The organism is Inquilinus sp. NPDC058860, assembly GCF_042743185.1.
Taxonomy (GTDB): domain Bacteria; phylum Pseudomonadota; class Alphaproteobacteria; order DSM-16000; family Inquilinaceae; genus Inquilinus.
The window spans coordinates 169,330-187,165 of record NZ_JBHYMS010000004.1; the positions used below are offsets into that span (position 1 = coordinate 169,330).

Annotated in this window: 18 protein-coding genes; 7 read left to right on the forward strand and 11 right to left on the reverse strand. The window is 71.0% G+C overall.

Features of this window, described 5'->3' with window-relative positions:
- Positions 1-89: 89 nt before the first annotated feature.
- Complete coding sequence (locus ACFW16_RS04635) at positions 90-1,037, reverse strand: substrate-binding domain-containing protein (protein WP_380302319.1); 948 nt, start codon at positions 1,035-1,037, stop codon at positions 90-92.
- A 315-nt stretch (positions 1,038-1,352) separates the two neighbouring features.
- Here ACFW16_RS04635 and ACFW16_RS04640 point away from each other — a divergent pair, with 315 nt between their 5' ends.
- Positions 1,353-1,775, forward strand: coding sequence for a MarR family winged helix-turn-helix transcriptional regulator (locus tag ACFW16_RS04640; RefSeq protein WP_380302321.1), 423 nt, complete (start codon positions 1,353-1,355; stop codon positions 1,773-1,775).
- A 150-nt stretch (positions 1,776-1,925) separates the two neighbouring features.
- On the opposite strand, the gene ACFW16_RS04645 is transcribed toward ACFW16_RS04640, so the two are convergent.
- The gene (locus tag ACFW16_RS04645) at positions 1,926-2,225 is read right to left on the reverse strand and encodes a putative quinol monooxygenase (protein WP_380302323.1); all 300 of its coding nucleotides are present in this window, start codon (positions 2,223-2,225) and stop codon (positions 1,926-1,928) included.
- A 94-nt stretch (positions 2,226-2,319) separates the two neighbouring features.
- Between ACFW16_RS04645 and ACFW16_RS04650 the strand changes: the two genes are divergently transcribed.
- On the forward strand, positions 2,320-3,396 hold the full coding sequence (locus ACFW16_RS04650; protein WP_380302325.1) for an alcohol dehydrogenase catalytic domain-containing protein: 1,077 nt from the start codon (positions 2,320-2,322) through the stop codon (positions 3,394-3,396).
- A gap of 43 nt (positions 3,397-3,439) precedes the next feature.
- Here ACFW16_RS04650 and ACFW16_RS04655 read toward each other — a convergent pair whose 3' ends face one another.
- From ACFW16_RS04655 to ACFW16_RS04685, 7 genes are read right to left on the reverse strand one after another with little or no spacing between them, the layout of a single operon-like run.
- Positions 3,440-4,255, reverse strand: a complete 816-nt coding sequence (locus tag ACFW16_RS04655) for a sulfurtransferase (protein ID WP_380302327.1) — start codon at positions 4,253-4,255, stop codon at positions 3,440-3,442.
- Positions 4,246-5,271, reverse strand: coding sequence for a hypothetical protein (locus ACFW16_RS04660; protein ID WP_380302329.1), 1,026 nt, complete (start codon positions 5,269-5,271; stop codon positions 4,246-4,248). Before ACFW16_RS04660 ends, ACFW16_RS04655 begins: the two co-directional genes overlap by 10 nt.
- A 7-nt stretch (positions 5,272-5,278) precedes the next feature.
- Positions 5,279-6,274 carry a 1-aminocyclopropane-1-carboxylate deaminase/D-cysteine desulfhydrase gene (locus tag ACFW16_RS04665; protein ID WP_380302331.1) on the reverse strand — a complete coding sequence of 332 codons (996 nt, stop codon included), beginning with the start codon at positions 6,272-6,274 and terminating at the stop codon, positions 5,279-5,281.
- Complete coding sequence (locus tag ACFW16_RS04670) at positions 6,271-7,650, reverse strand: M20/M25/M40 family metallo-hydrolase (protein ID WP_380302333.1); 1,380 nt, start codon at positions 7,648-7,650, stop codon at positions 6,271-6,273. The genes ACFW16_RS04665 and ACFW16_RS04670 overlap by 4 nt, the downstream gene beginning before the upstream one ends.
- Positions 7,647-8,561: an ABC transporter permease gene (locus ACFW16_RS04675; protein WP_380302335.1), complete on the reverse strand. Its 915-nt coding sequence runs from the start codon at positions 8,559-8,561 to the stop codon at positions 7,647-7,649. Before ACFW16_RS04675 ends, ACFW16_RS04670 begins: the two co-directional genes overlap by 4 nt.
- A 7-nt stretch (positions 8,562-8,568) precedes the next feature.
- Positions 8,569-9,423 carry an ABC transporter permease gene (locus ACFW16_RS04680; protein WP_380302337.1) on the reverse strand — a complete coding sequence of 285 codons (855 nt, stop codon included), beginning with the start codon at positions 9,421-9,423 and terminating at the stop codon, positions 8,569-8,571.
- The gene (locus ACFW16_RS04685) at positions 9,420-10,913 is read right to left on the reverse strand and encodes an ABC transporter substrate-binding protein (protein WP_380302339.1); all 1,494 of its coding nucleotides are present in this window, start codon (positions 10,911-10,913) and stop codon (positions 9,420-9,422) included. Before ACFW16_RS04685 ends, ACFW16_RS04680 begins: the two co-directional genes overlap by 4 nt.
- Positions 10,914-11,094: 181 nt before the next feature.
- Between ACFW16_RS04685 and ACFW16_RS04690 the strand changes: the two genes are divergently transcribed.
- Positions 11,095-11,805, forward strand: a complete 711-nt coding sequence (locus ACFW16_RS04690) for an FCD domain-containing protein (protein ID WP_380302341.1) — start codon at positions 11,095-11,097, stop codon at positions 11,803-11,805.
- A gap of 112 nt (positions 11,806-11,917) precedes the next feature.
- On the opposite strand, the gene ACFW16_RS04695 is transcribed toward ACFW16_RS04690, so the two are convergent.
- Positions 11,918-12,817 (reverse strand): LysR family transcriptional regulator, encoded by a 900-nt coding sequence (locus ACFW16_RS04695; RefSeq protein ID WP_380302343.1) that lies wholly within the window; start codon positions 12,815-12,817, stop codon positions 11,918-11,920.
- A gap of 92 nt (positions 12,818-12,909) precedes the next feature.
- Between ACFW16_RS04695 and ACFW16_RS04700 the strand changes: the two genes are divergently transcribed.
- Together ACFW16_RS04700 and ACFW16_RS04705 are read left to right on the forward strand one after the other, a co-directional pair.
- Positions 12,910-13,734 carry an SDR family oxidoreductase gene (locus ACFW16_RS04700; protein ID WP_380302345.1) on the forward strand — a complete coding sequence of 275 codons (825 nt, stop codon included), beginning with the start codon at positions 12,910-12,912 and terminating at the stop codon, positions 13,732-13,734.
- Complete coding sequence (locus tag ACFW16_RS04705) at positions 13,731-14,237, forward strand: lipocalin-like domain-containing protein (protein ID WP_380302347.1); 507 nt, start codon at positions 13,731-13,733, stop codon at positions 14,235-14,237. The genes ACFW16_RS04700 and ACFW16_RS04705 overlap by 4 nt, the downstream gene beginning before the upstream one ends.
- A gap of 70 nt (positions 14,238-14,307) precedes the next feature.
- On the opposite strand, the gene ACFW16_RS04710 is transcribed toward ACFW16_RS04705, so the two are convergent.
- Positions 14,308-15,684, reverse strand: a complete 1,377-nt coding sequence (locus tag ACFW16_RS04710; RefSeq protein ID WP_380302349.1) for a PLP-dependent aminotransferase family protein — start codon at positions 15,682-15,684, stop codon at positions 14,308-14,310.
- A gap of 220 nt (positions 15,685-15,904) precedes the next feature.
- On the opposite strand from ACFW16_RS04710, the gene ACFW16_RS04715 reads away from it, so the two are divergent.
- Positions 15,905-17,188: a hydroxymethylglutaryl-CoA reductase, degradative gene (locus tag ACFW16_RS04715; RefSeq protein WP_380302351.1), complete on the forward strand. Its 1,284-nt coding sequence runs from the start codon at positions 15,905-15,907 to the stop codon at positions 17,186-17,188.
- Between the two features lie 196 nt (positions 17,189-17,384).
- A complete protein-coding gene (locus ACFW16_RS04720; protein ID WP_380302353.1) occupies positions 17,385-17,834 on the forward strand; it encodes a hypothetical protein in 450 nt (149 codons plus the stop codon).
- Positions 17,835-17,836: the final 2 nt, after the last annotated feature.

The window sequence follows — 17,836 nt, forward strand, 5'->3', positions numbered from 1 at the left end:
TCTCCTGCCGTCGATTTTGTGAGTTGGATATATATGAAACGGCAATTAATGAGATGGCAATAGATTTATCAACCGACGCCGCAGCCGGTTCAGAAGCTGGCGATGACGCGGAAGTCAAGCCCGTCGGCCTCGGCCAGATGCACGGCCCGGCGAGGCGCCGGCCGCGGCCGCCCCGCCAGGGCGTGCAGCGCGTCGTAGCAGGACTGGCAGAAGGAATTCGGGGTCGGCGCATGGGCCCCGAAGCTGTCGTGATAGCGCTCGAGAAAGCCGTCATTGCCGGCCGAGCGCAGCGTCGCGAGATAGGTCGCGGTGATGTGGAGGCCGGCCGAGGCGTCGGCGCCGATGCCGTACAGCACGGTCTCGTCGGTCGCCAGCGCGAAGCGGAGATGGCGGCGGTCGAGCCCGGCTGCGGCGAATTCGCGGTTGAAGGCGATCGCCTCCTGGCCCAGCAGCAGCAGGATCACGACATCGGCCCGGGTCCGCCGGATCGCCGCGAAGACCGGATCGTAGTCCCGCGCGCCGTAGGGCAGGAAGCTCTGCCCGACCAGCGTGCCGCCGCCGTCGCGGATCAGCGCGCGGGCGACGGCGCTCGACACCTGCGGCCAGACATAGTCGTTGCCGACGATGAAGAAGCGCCGGGCGCCGCGCCGCTCCGACAGCCAGTGCAGGCCAGGCTGCAGCAGCTCGGCTGCGGTGACGCCGGTCGCCGTCACGCCGGCCTCGATCCGGCCGCCCTCATATTGCGGGGTGTACAGATAGGGCCGGCGGCCGCGCACCGCCGCGGTCACCGCCTCGCGCATGTCGCTCGGATGCATGCCGACCAGCAGGTCGACCTCGTCCAGCACGATCAGGTCGTCGGCCGCCTCCGCCGCCTCCGCCACCGTGCCGCCGGCATCGCCGAGGACGAGGTCGATCGGACGGCCGCGGATGCCGCCGCGGGCGTTGATCTCCGCGACCGCCAGCAGGGCGCTGGCTTCGGTCGAGGGGGACCACAGGCCGGCCGGCCCGTCCCGCGGCAGCAGCAACCCGATCTTCACGCCATGTCCCTCGCAGGCCGGCCTCGCAGGCTGGACGCGCCGACGGAGTGCCGCATCGCCCGTCGAGCGCGGCTTCGAGTCTGTCGACGACGCGAAGCAATGTGCATGCCATCCCGGCGACATGGCCCCCGGATGGGCTCCTGCCGCTCCGGCCGTCGCCGGCATGGCGCAAAAATCGGCGGGGCGATCCCGGGTGCCCATGTTCTGGGCAAGGGTGGCCGCCGGGGACGAAAGTCCTGTCGGTCTTGAAAGCCGGGCCAGTCCCGCGTATTTACTTCCGAACTCATCTAATGAAATTTCGATGGTCGAGAAGTCATGCCGCCGGAGCGCCTGGAAGATCACCTGGCCTATCTCATCGCCGGCGTGAACCGTCAATTCGAGGAAGAGCTCAGGGAGAAGCTGCGTCCCCAGGGGGTGCCGATCGAGCAGTCCCGGGTCCTCGGCCTGCTCGCCGACGGCCAGGGCCGGCCGATGACCGAACTGGCCGAGCAGGTCTTCGTCGAGGCGCCGACCCTGACCAAGATCATCGACCGCATGGTGGCGCAGTCGCTGGTGATCCGCGCGCCCGACCCGAACGACCGGCGCCGCGTGCTGATCTACGCCACCAGGCGGGGCCAGGCGCTGTGGCAGAAGATCGGCGGCTACGCGACCGAGCAGCAGAAGCGCGTCCTCGACCGCCTTTCCCCCGGAGACCTCGCCCGCCTGACCGAGATCCTGCGCGGCCTGATCGCGGAGTAGGGGATCAGAGACCGTTTGGAAATGCGCTGGTGTGAGTCGGCTGGCGGTGGTTTCGAGAACCGGAGCGCAGCGGACGTTTGGGTCCGTGAGCACCGGAAGCGCAGAAACCGCCGTCAGACGGCCGCACCAGTAGCATTTCCAAGCGGTCTCTCACCGTTTCGTGCTGACCTCGTCGCAGATGTGCAGGATCACCGGCCCGTCCAGGATCGGCGTTGCCGCGGCGAAGAAGGCGGCGACGGAAGCGGAGTGGTTGTGCTTGTCCATGGCGGCGCGGTCGCGGAACCGCTCATAGGTGGTGAAGACGGCCGGCGCCTCGGCGTCGCGGGAGACGAAGAAGTCGATCGTGCCGGGCTCCGCGGCCCGGACATGCGCCGTGACGGCGAGGAGCGCCGCCTGCAGCTCGGCCTCCGCCCCCGGTTTCGCGCGCAGGATCGCCGTGATCGTGATCATCCCGTCCGGTCTCCCATGGCTGGATTTATCCGCTGTACCGTAATTTCAGATTGTTGAATATTCAACTAACTGAATCACTGAGAAGGAAGCCGGAATGCCGGGGATGCGTCGGGCGCTGCTGCGCCGGGTCGGGGAGCCGCTGGAGATCGGAACCGCGGCGGTACCCGAGCCGGGTCCGGGCGAGATCCTGATCCGGGTCGCCGCCTGCGGCGTCTGCCATTCCGACCTGCATGCGGTCGACGGCGACTGGGGCGAGCCGCCGAAGATGCCGCTGATCCCCGGCCATGAGGCGACGGGCCACGTCGTGGCGCACGGCCGGGGCGTCGACCGGCCGGCGCTCGGCGCCGCCGTCGGCGTGCCCTGGATGGCCGGCGCCTGCGGCCGCTGCGCCTGGTGCCGGGCGGGGATGGAGACGATCTGCCCGGAGGGCGGCGCCACCGGCTTCAGCTGCGACGGCGGCTATGCCGAGTACATGGTGGCGCGGGCGGATTTCGTCGGCCTGATCCCCGACGGGGTCGATCTCGTCCGCATCGCCCCGATCCTGTGCGCCGGGGTCACCACCTATCGCGGCCTGCGGCGCAGCGAGGCCCGGGCCGGTGACTTCGTCGCCATCGTCGGCGCCGGCGGCCTCGGCCATGTCGCCGTGCAATACGCCCGCGCCATGGGCTTCCGCCCGATCGTGCTCGACGTCGACCCGGCCAAGCTCGACCTCGCCCGGCGGCTCGGTGCCGAAGCGGTGATCGCAGCCGGGCCCGACGCGGCCGGGGCCGTCACCGCCCTGACCGGCGGCGGCGCCGCTGCGGCGATCGTCACCGCCCCGGCGCCGGCCGCCTTCGAGCAGAGCCTGGCCCTGATCCGGCCCGGCGGCACCGCCGTCTTCATCGGCCTTCCGGGCGGCGAGCGGGATGCGATCCGGCTGTCGATCGCCGCCATCTCCAACTGGGAGAAGTCGATCCGCGGCTCCAATGTCGGCACCCGCCAGGACCTGCAGGAGGCGGTGGATTTCGCGGCCCGCGGCCTTGTGACGGCCACGGTCGAGACGGTGCCGCTCGAGCAGGTGAACGAGGCGCTGGCGCGGCTGCGACGGGGACAGGTCGCCGGCCGGCTGGTGCTCGACCTCGGCGGAGAAGGCGCAGCGCGGCAGGTGGACTCGAAACAGGTAAGCGGGTGAAGAGAGTGGTCGAGCTACAGGTCGGCTCGTCGACGTCTGCTCCTTATCCGATCGCAAGATCCGCTCGGGCCGCCCATTCGTGCCAGGAGCCGACGAACACCGCGACGTCTCGATATCCGGCGAGCCGCAGGCCGTAGAGGGCCGTCGCGGCACGGGCGCCGCGGTGGCAATAGGTGATCACCTTCTTGTCCGGCGACAGCCCGGCCGCCGCGGCCAGGGCGGTGATCTCGGCCGCCGGCCGGTAGCGGCCGCCCTCCAGCAGATCCTCCCAGAACAGGAAGGCGGAATGCGGGATGCGGCCCGGCCGGGCGCAGCACGGATGGACGAAGCTGCCCTCGTGCTCGCTGCGGCGGCGGACGTCGAGCAGCGTCGCCCGGCCGGGATCGAGCCCCACGACCTCGTCGATGGTGGCGACGAGGTTGAGCCGCGGCGCCGGCGGTTCCGGCAGGGCCGCGCCGGCCGTCACCGCCAGGGCAGGGCCGGTGCCCGGCCGGGTCGGGCCGCCGCCGGCGATCCAGGCGTCGATGCCGCCGTCGAGGATCAGCCCGCCGGGCAGGCCGAGGAACTCCTGGAACCACAGCCCGCGCGGCGAGATCATGCCGGTCGCCTGCTCGAAATGGACGACCGGCATGCGGCCGTCGATCCCTGCCGCCGCGAAGGCGCCGGCCGCGGCGCCCGCCATGGCGGCGATGCCGGACGGGTCGCTCTGCGGGATGAAGTAGTCGTAGACGTTCAGCCCGATCGCGCCGGGGATGGTGGCCCGCCGCCACTCCGCCTCGGGCCGCACATCGGCCAGGATCAGGCGCTCGCCGGCGGCGAGCCGGTGGCGCAACTCGGCGGCGCCGATGGTCACGGCCATGGCCAGTCTCCTCTCTCGTCTCCCGACATCGGCAGCGTCCGGCCGATGCCCTCTGCTTCGGCCCGGGCCAGGACCCGGGCGGCCAGGGCGATGTCGAACACGTTCAGGCCGAAGCTCGACATGTAGACGGCGGCGTCCGGGGCCGGTCGCCAGCCGTCCAGCACCGCCGCCGACAGGTCGGCCGCCACCTGCTCCGCCGGGAACCGCCCGGCGCGGTGCATCTGGAACAGGCTCTTGGCGCTGGTCCGGGCGAAGTCGCCCCACAGATCGACGACGACGGCGTCGGCATCATCGATCGCGTCGAACTCGACCTCGTGATAGCCGATCTGCAGCAGGATCCGTCCCGGCCGGACCGCCCCGCGGCCGAGGATCGGCTGCGGCGCCGCGGTGCAGGCGAGGATGGCGTCGGCATCGCCCGCGGCGATCTCGGCAGGATCGTCGGCCAGGCGGATCGGCCAGGGTGCGGCCGGGCGGACCGCCGCGACCAGGGCCTTGCGCCGGGCGGGGCTGCGGTTCCAGATCGTGACCTCCTCCACCGCCGGGAACAGCGCCGCCAGCATGGCGAGATGGGCCCGGGCCTGCACCCCGGCGCCGAGCACGGCGACGCGCCGCGGTCGCCGCGGGGCGACGGTGCGGAGGGCCAGCGCCGAGACCGCGGCTGTTCGGATGGCGGTCAGCAGGGCGCTCTCGACCAGGCCGCGCGGCCGGCCGGTGGCGAGGTCGTTGACCAGGGTCAGCGACAGGATCTGCGGCGCCCCGTCCGTGGCCGGCGCCCGGTGCGCAGTCCACTTCACCCCGGCGGCGCCGAACCGGCCGCCGACCCGGGCCGCGAGCGCATAGGCCCTGGCCTGCTCCGACCCCGCCAGCGCCACCGCGGTCTCGGCCGGCATCGCGGCCTCGCCGGCCCGCATCAGGCGCAGCACCTCGGTCACGTCCTCGACCGCCAGGGCGATGTCGCTGCCGCCCAGCGCGATCACGTCCCGGCGCGAGAGGTGGCGGAGCTCGACCTCGGCCATGGCCGGCTCAGGCCTCGACCAGCGTCTTGGCGAAGGGGTACAGCGCCGGCGACCCGCCGCAATGGACGAAGACGACCCGCGATCCCGGCGGGATCGTGCCGTTGCGGCACAAGGTGATCAGCCCGTCCACCGCCTTGCCGGTGTAGACCGGGTCCAGCAGCACGCCCTCGGTCCGCGCCATGCGGTGGATCGCGGCGACGCCGCCCTCCGACGGCATGCCGTAGCCGGGGCCGACGAAGCCGTCCTCGATCGGGATGTCGGACGGCGACCAGGCCTGGTCCCAGCCCAGCAGCCTGGCGCAGTCGGCCGCCATGGCGGAGATCCGCTGCCGGAACCAGGCGGCGTCGCGGCTGACGCTGATGCCGATCACGCGGGTCTCGGGCCAGTGCCGGCGGGCGCCGACATGCAGCCCGGCCAGCGTGCCGCCCGACCCGGCGGGGACGACGACGACATCGGGCGCGGCCTGGCCGGCGGCGCGCAGCTGGGCGTCCATCTCCGCCACCGCCCGGACATAGCCCAGCGCGCCGGTCGCGTTGGCGCCGCCGAGCGGGATGATCTGCGCCTTCTGCCCGCGCTCGCGGGCGGCGGCGGCATGCGCCTCCATCCGCGGATCGACCTGGGTGAAATAGGCGGTGGGCTCGAGGAACTCCAGCTCGGCCCCGAACAGCCGGTCGAGCAGCAGGTTGCCCTGGTACTCGGCCGGCGGGTTGCCGCGCAGCACCAGCACCGCCTTCATGCCGAACTTGCAGGCGGCGGCCGCCACCATGCGGGCGTGGTTCGACTGGTGCCCGCCGGTGGTGATGATCACCTCGACCCCGTCGGCCAGCGCCTCGGCCATCAGGAACTCCAGCTTGCGGACCTTGTTGCCGCCGCCGCCGAAGCCGGAATAGTCGTCGCGCTTGATCGACAGCTCGATCCCCAGCTCCGCGCCGAGGCGCGGCAGCGCCTCGATCGGCGTCGGGAAGAAGCCGAGCGGAACCCGCGGGAAGTCGTCCGGTGTCATGTCTCTCGTCCTGGAGTATCGGGAAGGGAAGGGGCGCCGAGCGCGGCGAGGCGGAGCAGCCAGCTTTCGATCGAGCGCAGGAAGCGCGCCAGGCCGTCCAACGTCACGAACTCGTCGATGCCGTGGGCGTTGCCGCCATGGCCCAGCCCGCCGATCAGGAAGGCTGGGGCGATGCGGGCGAAGGCGTAGCCGGGCGCGCTGCCGATCGCCCAGGGCCAGATCTGCGGCTCGGCGCCGAGATCGCGATAGGCCGTCGCCAGCTCCGCCACGCCGGTCGCGCTCTCCGGGAAGCGGCAGCCGGGATAGGCGTCGGCCAGGTCGATGGCGACGCCGTCCGACAGTCCGCGCAGGCGGCCGCGAATGTCGTCCAGCACCACAGCGGGATCGAGGCCCGGCGGCAGGCGCAGCTCGAAGCCGGCGGCGGCCATGTGCGGCGTCACCGCCCTGCCGTCCGGCGGGTCGGTGCGCAGGGTGGAGAGGTTGAGCGAGGCGGTCGCCAGCACCGCGGCCAACCTCTCCGCCGCCGTGCCGTCGACGGCGTAACGCCGGCTGCAGCGGAAGCGCAGCTCGGCCTCCGGGTCGAACCGTTCCGCCAGCCGGGCGATGATCGCCTGAGCTTCGGCATCGAGCGGCACGGTGCCGATCGTCCCGGTGTCGCCGCCGGCGATCGCCGCCAGGGCCGAGACCAGCCGCCAAGCCGGGTTGGCGATCCAGGGAGCATTGCTGCTGTGGATCGCCGCCTCCGGCCCGCCCCAGGCGCCGCCTTCGACCCGGATCTCGCCGGTGGCGATGCCCTTGAAGCCGAGATAGATCCGCGGCGGCCCGCCGCCATATTCGCACAGCGACGGGAACAGCACCGCGTCGGCCGGGCCGGCCGGGCAGGGATCGGCGGCCAGATAGCGCCGCAGGGCGCCGCTGCCGCTCTCCTCCTGGCCTTCGACCAGGATCTCGAGATTGACGCCGAGCCGGCCCGCCCGCAGCAGGCGCCGGGCGGCGACCAGCATGCCGGCCAGCGGGCCCTTGTTGTTCTCGGCGCCGCGGCCGAGGAAGGCGGGGCCGAGCCCCGGCAGCTCCGCCTCGCCGCCGGTGAAGGGGGCGACGCTCCAGCCCGCCGGGTCGGCCGGCATGACGTCGTACATGTTGTAGAGCACGACCGTCCGCGGCGCTCCGATATCCAGGCGGGCATGGACGATCGGCGGATCGGCCGCGGCGGCGCCGGGGACCAGCGTCGCGCCGAGCTCGCGGACCAGCCAGTCCGACAATGCCGCGGCCATCCGCGCCAGCCCGTCGCGGTCGCCGGCGACCGAGCGGATCGGCGTCCAGGCGCGCAGCAGGTCGAGCGTCTCGGCCACAGCGGGATCGCGCGGCGCGGTCACAGCCGGATCCTCGGGTTCAGCGCGGCATAGGCGAGGTCGACCAGGATGTTCATGGCGACGAAGGTGAAGGCCGCGAACAGCACCACCGCCTGGACCAGCGGGAAGTCTCGGTTCTGGATCGCCTGCACCGCCAGCCGGCCGATGCCGGGCCAGGCGAAGATGATCTCGGTCACCAGCGCGCCGCCGAGCAGCGCCGCGAAGTACATGCCCTGCACCGTCAGCACCGGGATCATCGCGTTGCGCAGCGCGTGCCGGGTGACCACGCCCCAGGCCGACAGGCCCTTGGCGCGGGCGGTGCGGATGTAGTCCTGGTCCAGCGTCTCGATCAGGCTGGCGCGCACCAGCCGGGTGACCGCGCTCATGTAATAGGCGCCGAGCGAGACCGCCGGCAGCACCAGGTGGCGCAGCTCGCCATAGCCGCCGGTCGGCAGCCAGCGCAGCCGCAGCGAGAACAGGATGATCAGCAGCAGGCCGAGCCAGAACACCGGCACCGCCTGGCCCGCCAGCGCCACCAGCCGGACCAGCAGGTCGACCCAGCCGTCGCGGCGGATGGCGCCGACGATGCCCAGCAGGAAGCCGGCCAGGGTGCTCCACGCCAGGGCCGCGACCGCGAGCAGCGCCGTCGCCGGCAGCCGCTCCAGCACCAGCCCGAGCACCGGCTGCTGGAACCGCAGCGAGGTGCCGAGGTCGCCCTGCAGCACGGCACCGAGATAGCGCAGATACTGCAGCAGGAGCGGGGCGTCGAAGCCCATGGCGGCGCGGAACCGCTCGATCTCCTCCCGGCTGGCGTCGGGCGGCAGCATCAGCGCCGCCGGATCGCCGGTCAGGTGCAGGGCGAAGAACACGATCGCCGAGACGCCGAGCAGGACGACGACGGATTGCAGGGCGCGGTCGAGCAGATAGCGGGTCATCGGCGCCTCAGTCGATCCGGACGTTGGTCCGGCGGATCAGCCAGTCGCCGACCAGGTTGCAGCCGACCACCAGCGCCGCGATCACCAGCCCGGGATACAGCACGATCCAGTCCGCCATCAGGATGTAGGAGCGGCCTTCGCCGATCAGGTTGCCCAGGGTGGCGGTCGGCGGCTGGACGCCGAGGCCGAGGAAGCCGACCGAGGCCTCCAGCACCACCAGCCGCGGCAGGTCGAGCGTCATCAGCACGATCTGCGGCGTCAGGATATTGGGCAGGATGTGGCGGAACAGGATGCCGGCGGTCGGCACGCCGAGCGCACGGGCCGCCCGCACGAAGTCGAGCGCCTTGACCTCCAGCGTCTTGGCGCGCGCCATGCGGGCGAAGATCGCCCAGCCGGTGACGCCGAGGATCAGCACCAGGTTCAGGATGCTGGGGCCGACCACCGCGACCACCAGCAGGATCAGCAGGATGAAGGGGATCGACAGCTGGATGTCGACCAGCCGCATGACGATCCGGTCGGTCCAGCCACCGAAGAAGCCGGAGACCAGCCCCAGCAGCGTGCCCAGGACCACCGCGATGGTCCCGGCCAGCAGCACGATCACCAGCGACAGCCTTGTGCCGGCGATGATGCGGGCCAGCAGGTCGCGGCCGAGCTGGTCGGTGCCGAGCGGGTGCAGCGTCCCGGCCACCATCGTCATCGGCGGCTTGAAGGTGGCGGTGATGTCGGCGGCGATCGGGTCGGGCGGCCAGAGGAGCGGGCCGAAGGCGGCCAAGGCGAGCACGGCGAGCAGCAGCGGGGCGCCGACCAGGACGTCGCCCGTGAAGCCCCGGCGCCTTCGCCGCGTCGGCGTCGCGCGGATCAACGCAGGCGGATGTCGTAGACCGGGATGCGCGCATCCGGCCGTCCGACGAACTCGACCGACTTGCTCTTGGCGTAGAGCGAATCCTCCTGGTACAGCGGGATCACCGGCACCTGCTCGGCGGTCACGGTCTGGATCTTGTGCAGCACCTCCGCCCGTGCCGCCGGGTCGATCGTCCGGCGGCTCTGGTCCAGCAGGGCGTCGAGATCCGGCAGCGACACGGTCGAATAGGGCTCGCCCGAGCGCAGGATCGCATAGGTCGCGGCATCGGCGTCCAGCGTCTGGGTCGACCCCCAGCCCAGCATGTAGACCGGCGCCTGCTGGCCGGCCGGCACCTTCTGCGAATAGACCGACCACTCGGGGATATCGAGCGCGGCCTTGACCCCGATCGCGGCGAATTGCTGGGCGATCGCCTGGGCGACCTCGGCGCTGTTGATGTAGCGACGCGGCGCCTGCATCTGGATCTCGAAGCCATCGGGATAGCCGGCTTCGGCCAGCAGGGCCTTCGCCTTGGCCGGGTCGGCGGCCGGCGCTTCGACCGGCAGGTAGCCGAAATCATGCGTCCCGACCGGGGTGCCGCTCGGGGTCGCCAGGCCGTGCAGCAGGTTGTCGACGATCGCCTTGCGGTCGATCGCCAGCGACAGGGCCTGGCGGACGCGGACGTCGTCGAGCGGTTTGGCCGCGGATTTCAGGCCGAGATAGATGGTCAGCCCGCCATTCTTGACCTGGATCAGGTCGGCATCGCCGCTCTGGCCCACGGCGTCGACCATCTCGGCCGGCACGCCTTCGATCAGCTGGACCTCGCCGGTCAGGAGGGCGGCGACGCGGGCGGTCGCCTCCGGGATCGGCCGCCACACCACCCGGTCGATCGCCGGCTTGCCGCGCCAATAGTCCGGATTGGCCTCGAGCACGACCCGGTCGTCCGGCACGAACTCGGTCAGCCTGTAGGGGCCGGTGCCGACCGGCTTGCGGGCGAAGGCCTCGGGCCCGACCTCCTGCAGGTATTTCGGCGGCACGATATAGGCGGGGTAGCGGCTCATCCGCGTCGGCAGCAGCGGGTCCGGCGCCGAGGTGCGGATCCGCACCGTATGGTCGTCGACGACGTCCACGCCGGCGATGGTGCGGATGTAGGAGATGGTCGGCGCCTTGGCCGCCGGGTCGAGGATGCGGTCGAGGGTGAACTTCACCGCCGCGGCGTCGAAGGGCTCGCCATCGGTGAAGCGCACGCCGGGCCGCAGCTTGAACTCCCAGGTCGTGTCGTCGACCGCCGACCAGGATTCGGCCAGGCCCGGCACCAGCTTCATGTCCGCGTCGCGCAGCACCAGCGTGTCGAAGATGTTGTCGACGATCGTCGCCGCCTCGCGCAGGAAGCCCGGATCCATCGCCGCCGGCGAGACCGGCCGGGCGATCACCAGCTCGTTGCCGAGGGCGGTGCCCGAGCCGACCACCCAGGCGAGAAGGGCCGCAGCGGCCAGTTGCCTCGAAGTCCTCATCCTGTTCCTCCGAACGGGCCGACCGGCCGCGATCAAGAAAGACAAACTTCTTATGGGATTATTTTCGGCGAAGCATTCTCGCCTGTGAAAACACGATATATCATGTATCAGAACCCGACAACGGCTATATTGCCGGTCGAATGGGCGAGGGGCGCGGGGTGTCGGTGATGGAGAAACGGTGGTGAGCTTCGTGCTGAGCGAGGCGCCGCGCGCCAGCCTGACGGTCTTCGTCGAGAACCAGCTGCGCGAGGCGCTGATGGCCGGCGCGCTCCGGCCCGGCCAGCGGCTGAACACGCGGGAGCTGGCGCGCCAGCTCGGGACCAGCCTGACGCCGGTGCGGGAAGCGCTGCTGAAGCTGGTGGCGGCCGGCGCCCTCGACGCGGCGCCGGCACAGGCGTTCCAGGTGCCGGTGGTGACCCGCGAGCGCTATCGCGAGATCGCGACCATCCGGAAGTCACTGGAAGGGCTGGCGGTCGAGACGGCGTGCGGCCGGATCGACGCGGACGGTTTCGCGGCACTGGACCGGCTGAACGAAGCCTTCCGCTCGGCCAAGGCCCATGGCCGGGCCGGCGATGCGCTCGAGGCCAACCGCGCGTTCCGCTTCGCCCTGTACGGCTTCGCCGGGATGCCGGCGCTGCTCGGCCTGATCGAGCAGCTGTGGATGCAAATCGGGCCGTGCTTCAACTACCTCTATCCGCAGCCGCGGCTCGAGGCCGGCGATCGGCACAACCACGACATCCTGCTCGAGGCGCTGCGCGCCGAGGATAAGGCGCGCGCCCGGGCGGCGCTGGAGCAGGCGATCGACGACGGCACCCGGCTGGTGATGGAGCATTTCGGCTTCGACGAGCCGGCGGCCGGGCGGCGGGACCTGCCGTTGCTGGTCGTGCCATGATCGAGCCTGGGCAGGCTTGAGTATTTGAGAGGTGCTTCCGGCCTGGAAGCACATGCCTCCCAGCATGCGGCCGCTCTCGAGGAGGGGCCGCTTGCAGGGCGCCGCGTGCCTCTCAGCCGGAGTGATCAGCCTCCCGCATGATCGCGATGAGCGCCTTGAGGGCGGGAGGGACGTGTCGATGGCTGGCATAGTAGAGGCACAGGCCCGGAAACGGCGGCGACCATCCCGGCAGCAGGAGCTGCAGCCGTCCGTCGGCGAGCGCGTCGCGGGCATAGGGCTCCGGGACATAGGCGACGCCGAGGCCCTGGATCGCGGCCTCGACCATTAACCCGTTGTTGTCGAGGATGAACGTGCCCGGCGCGTCGACGGCGATCTCCTGGCCATCGCGGCTGAATTCCCAGCGATAGGGCTTGCCGCTCGGCAGGCGCTGGCGGATGCAGCGATGGTTCTGCAGATCCTGCGGCGTCGCCGGGCGGCCGAATGCTTCGACATAGGCGGGGGAGGCGACGGCGATGAAGCGCGCTTTCCCGCCGAAGGGGACCGCAACCATGTCCTGCGGCACCGATTCGGCGAGCCGCACCCCGGCATCGAAGCCCTCGGCGACGATATCCACCAGTCGCCCTTCGGTGACGAGATCGAGCAGGACACGCGGGTGACGTTCAAGGAAGGCGGGAACGGCATGGCGCAGCAGCCAGCGCGCGCCGCCCTCGTTGGCGTTGATGCGCAGCGTGCCGGCCAGCTCGTGCATCCCGTGACTGATCGCCTCCAGCATGTCGTCCAGTTCGCGCAGCATGGGGGCGAGGCGCCGCAGCAACTGCTCGCCAGCCTCCGTCACCGCGACGCTGCGCGTCGTCCGGTGCAGAAGCCGTACGCCCAGCCGTTGTTCGAGCGACCGCAGGGCATGGCTGAGCGCCGATCGCGAGATCCCCTGCGCATCGGCCGCGCGCCGGAAGCTGCGATGCCGCGCCACGGCGGCGAATGCCCTCAGATCGGAAAGGTTGACATCCGGCATTGGTGAAATTCCTGCACCGGCCCATGCCGATTGCGCCGTCTTAACACAACAGACCGGCCGATCCATCTCCCGAGGGAAGCAAGGAGATTGGCATGAACACTTGGCTGATTACCGGTGCATCCTCCGGCCTCGGCTTGAGCATGGCGCGAAAGCTGCTGGGGCGCGGCGACCGGGTGGTCGCGTGCGCGCGCCGCGTCGAGAGGCTGGATGAACTCGCGCAGCTGCATGGCGATCGGTTGCGAACGGCGTGCTTCGACGTCACCGACACTGCGTCGTTGCGGCGCGAGGTCGACGCGGCTTTCGCCGCAATGGGCCGCATCGATGTCATCGTCAGCAATGCCGGCTACGGCCTGTTCGGCGCCGCGGAGGAGGTGAGCGACGCGCAGATCGATCGCCAGATCGCGACCAATCTCGTCGGATCGATCCAACTCATCCGCGCCGTGCTGCCGTACCTGCGGGCGCAGGGCGGCGGACGCATCCTGCAGGTTTCGTCCGAAGGCGGACAGGTCGCCTATCCCAATTTCAGCCTCTACCATGCGACGAAATGGGGCATCGAGGGCTTTGTCGAGGCGCTCGCGCAAGAGGTGGCGCCATTCGGAATCGATGTCGTGATCGCCGAGCCGGGACCGACCGCGACCGGTTTCGGCGGCGGGCTGGATCATGCGAGGCCGCTTGCGGCCTATGACGCCACGCCGGCCGGCGAGGTGCGGCGTGCGATCGCCGAGGGCAGCTTCGCGATCAAAGGCGATGCCGAGCGCACTGTCGATGCGATGATCGCCGTCGCCGATGCCGAGGCCCCGCGACGCCGCATCGCGCTGGGCAGCGCCGCGTTCGAGAATATCGGCACGGCGCTGGCCACGCGGCTCGATGAACTGCGCGCTCAACGCGACATCGCCTATTCGGCGGACCGCGCATGAGGCCGGCCGTCCCGATTCTCGCAGCGCTGGTGCTGGCGGCGTGTTCCGGCCGCGGATCGCCCGGCGAGGCGACGCCGAACCAGGTCGCCGGCACGTGGCGCATGATCTCGGCCGCCGTCGAGAAGGATGGCGCCATGCACCTGCCTTACGGCACGCGGCCCAACGGCATGCTCGTCTTCACCCGCGACATGCACTTTGTGGAGGTGCTTACAGATGGCGACATCCCCCGGTTCGCCTCCGATGCGCGCGGCGGCGGCACCGATGCCGAGAACCGGCGTGCGATGGCCGGCAGCATCGGCTTTTTCGGCCGCTACACGGTCGACGCGCAGGGACGGTTCACCGGCAACAGGGTGGACGGTGCCACCTTCCCGAACTGGGTGGGCAGCGTGCGGACCGAGCGCGATCTGCGTCTGGAGGTCGTCGGCGACCGCATCTTCGAGACGTTCACCCGCCCGGACGGTGGTCGGGTCACGGCGGAGTTCACCCGCGTCCGCTGGCCGTGATCGGCGGCAGCTTCGCCGGCCAGTCCGATGGCGCCGTCCAGTCAATCGGTAGAAGAGGGGCGGAGGGCACTCAGGACGTTGATGGCTGTGTCGGCGGGAAGCGACCGGTCGAACCGGAACGGCGCCGCTCCCGCATCCAGCCCAGGAACGTCGGGTCGGCCCCGTAGGCGACATTGACCCGCATCGCGGGCGGTCCGCCGCTGCCCGCGGAGAAACTCGTCGACGGCGCGATGAAGATACCGGAGGCCGCGGCGTCCTGGACCAGATGATCGCCCCCCATGTGATCGGGCAGGTCGATCCACAGGTAGAAGCCACCCCCGAGGGGGCGGCGTACGGAATAGCCGGCCGCTTCGAGGCCCTTGACGGCTTCGGCGGTCGCCTTGCTCGCGCGGGACCGCAGCCGGCGCAGATGCTTGAGGTAGTGTCCCTGATCGATGAGCTGGAAGATCAGTCGCTCGTCATGCGCCGAGGTCGCGACGGTGGTCACCACCTTCAGCTCGTTGATCTCGGCGGCAATCCGTGGGGCTGCCGCCACGTAGCCGACCCGGAAGCTGGCGGCGAGCGTCTTCGAGAAGGTGCCGATGTAGACGACGTTCTCGAACTGGTCGAGCGACGCCAGCCGCGGCAGCGCATAGGGCAGGATGTCGGCGAACGGATCGTCCTCGACCACCATGAGGCCATGCGCGGCCGCAATCTTGAGCACCCCATAGGCTGTTCCGGGGGTGATCGACCCGCCGGTCGGATTGTGGGCCAGGGATTGCGTGAAGAACAGACGGGCCCCGCTCTCGCGGGCCCTGGCCTCCAGGTCGCCGAGATCGGGGCCGTTGTCGAGCCGTCGCACGCCGACAGGCCGGACGCTGGCGAGGACCAGCTTGGCCAGCAGCGGGTAATAGCCGGGATCGTCCACCAGGACCGCATCGCCGGGGCTCGTGTAGCGCCGGACGATGAGATCGAGCGCGTGGTTGGCTCCGTGCGTCATCAGCATCTGGCCGGGCTTGCAGGCGATGCCGCGCTCCGCCAGCGCGCCGCAGAGCCGCTCGCGCAGCGGGAGATACCCCCAGGAGGTGTTGTAGGCGTCGGCCTCCTGGAACCGCGGGAAGGACAGGTGGCGCCGCAGCTCCGAGGCCTCCAGCCAGTTCGGCGGCGGGCGGCCGTCGCCGGGGCGGACCGGCAGCCGCCGGTCGAGCTGCTCGACCAGCAGGGCCGCCCGGTCCGTCGCCGCCGCCAGGGGCAGGCCGCGATCCTCCGATCTCGCGGCAGGCGTCCGCACGACGTAGTAGCCGGAGCCCGGCTTGGCCTGCAGCATCCCCTGCGCGACGAGCCGCAGATAGGCCTCGACGACCGTGTTCTTGCCGACGCCGAGACGAGCGGCCTCCTCCCGGATCGAGGGCAGCCTCTCTCCCGGCCGCAGCAGCCCCGAACGGAGCTGCGTCAGCACGCCCTCCATCACGAAGTCGATCTTGTGGGGCGCCGTCGGCATGGCGTTGTATCCGTCTGATGAAGGGTACAGTTCCCGAAAGATTGTCCCAAACTGTATCTGCCACGATCACGGGGGCGAGGATAGCGTCCTCCCCCAGGCCCGCGAGAGGCCCTTGGGAGAGGAGACGGCCTTGCCGGACCGGCCCGCGGGTTTCTTTCGCGCCGAGAGCAGCGATCGGAGAGCGTGAGTGCGGCAGGACAGCAGCCCCGGAACATCGAGAATCCCCGGCTTCCACAAGCTGGGATGGCAGGAGCGCCTGGACCGGGTCGCCGCGTTCGCGGCCCTGGACCAGGGCCATCGGGACCAGCTCGCCGCGCCCTCGAACGTCGACGCGCATCTGGCCGACCACATGATCGAGAACATGATCTCGACCATCGCCATCCCGGTCGGCATCGCCACCAACGTGAAGATCGACGGCCGCGACGTCCTCGTTCCCATGGCGACCGAGGAATCGTCGGTCGTCGCGGCGGTCGGCAACTCGGCGCGCCAATGCTACGACAATGGCGGCTTCACCACCTCGATGTCGGGCACGCAGATGATCGCCCAGATCCAGCTGCTGGATCTGGCGGATCCGGCCCGGGCCCGTCTCATCATCCTCGAGCATCGGTGCGAGATCGAGGCGCTCTGCAACGAATGCGACCCGACCCTGGTGCGCCTCGGCGGGGGTTTCCGCGATCTCGAGGTGCGGCTGATCGAGACGCCCTCGGGCCCGATGGTGATCACGCACATCATCGTCGACACCAAGGACGCCATGGGCGCGAACGCCGTCAACACGATGGCGGAGCGCCTGGCCCCGAGGCTGGCGGAGTGGACGGGCGGCCGCACCCTGCTGCGGATCCTGTCCAACCTCGCCGATCGCCGCGTGGCCCGCGCCAGGGCGACGTGGCGCTGCGCGGAGATCGGTGGCGAGGCGGTCCGCGACGCCATGATCGAAGCCTTCGAATTCGCCGATGCCGACCCCTACCGTGCCGCGACCCACAACAAGGGGATCATGAACGGCGTCTCCGCCGTGGTGCTGGCGACCGGCAATGACACCCGGGCGGTCGAGGCGGGGGCGCACGCCTTCGCCGCCAAGGACGGCCGCTACCGCAGCCTGTCGCGCTGGGAGGTGACCCGGGAGGGCGACCTGGCCGGCACGCTGGAGATGCCCATGGCGGTCGGCCTGGTCGGCGGCGCCACCCGGATCCACCCGACGGCGCGGGCCCTTCTCGCCATCCTCGATGTCGACTCGGCCGAGCAACTGGCCCGCATCATCGCGGCGGTGGGGCTGGCCCAGAACTTCGGCGCGATGAAGGCGCTGGCCACGGTCGGCATCCAGAAGGGCCACATGGCCCTCCATGCGCAGAACATCGCGATCGCCGCGGGCGCGGTGGGCGGGGAGGTCGAGCAGGTCGCCCGCCTCCTGATCGAGCGCAAATCGATCAACGCCGACGCGGCGGCGACGGTGCTCGCCGAGATCCGGGGCCGGTGATGGCCGCGCCGGCCCAAGTCCGGCGCCTGCTCGATGCGGTCGCCTTCATCGTCCGCGACCTGGGGATCGTCCCGAGATCGAAGGTCCATGCGGCGTTGCGGGCCGGCCGCGACCGGAACCGACCCGGTCGGTGATAAGGCAGGCCCCAGAGGCAGCCCTGATCCGCAGGGCGCTGGCCTGAACGGGAGGATCATCGATGTCTTCTGACAATCTTGCGGAGGTCTGGGGCGACGTCGTCGACCTGCGCCATCTCCGGCTGGCCGTGCTGATCGGCGCGGCCCTCAGCCTCGCGGCCTATTTCGGCGCCGTCGAAGCCTTCAAGGCGCTGGGCGGCGACGCGTCCGTGAACAAGGCCTACGCCATGCTGGTCGGGCTGGGCGGATGCGTCGCCAGCTGCGCGATCTGCGCCAGGCTCTTCCCGCCCAAGCGCATCCTGCTCGAAGCCGGGAGCGATGCCGACGCCCGGGAGCGGGCGATCGCCGCCCTGATCGGGGACTCCGACGACCGGAACGCGCCGATCCCGGCGGCCACGAGCGAGGAGCTCGAAGCCCTGGGGCTCGACGGGCTGAAGCCGGTCGCGGGCGGCCGCGCGTCGGGGCCGGCGATCCATGCGGAGCCGAGCCGCCGCCCGATGCAGGAGGCCTGAGA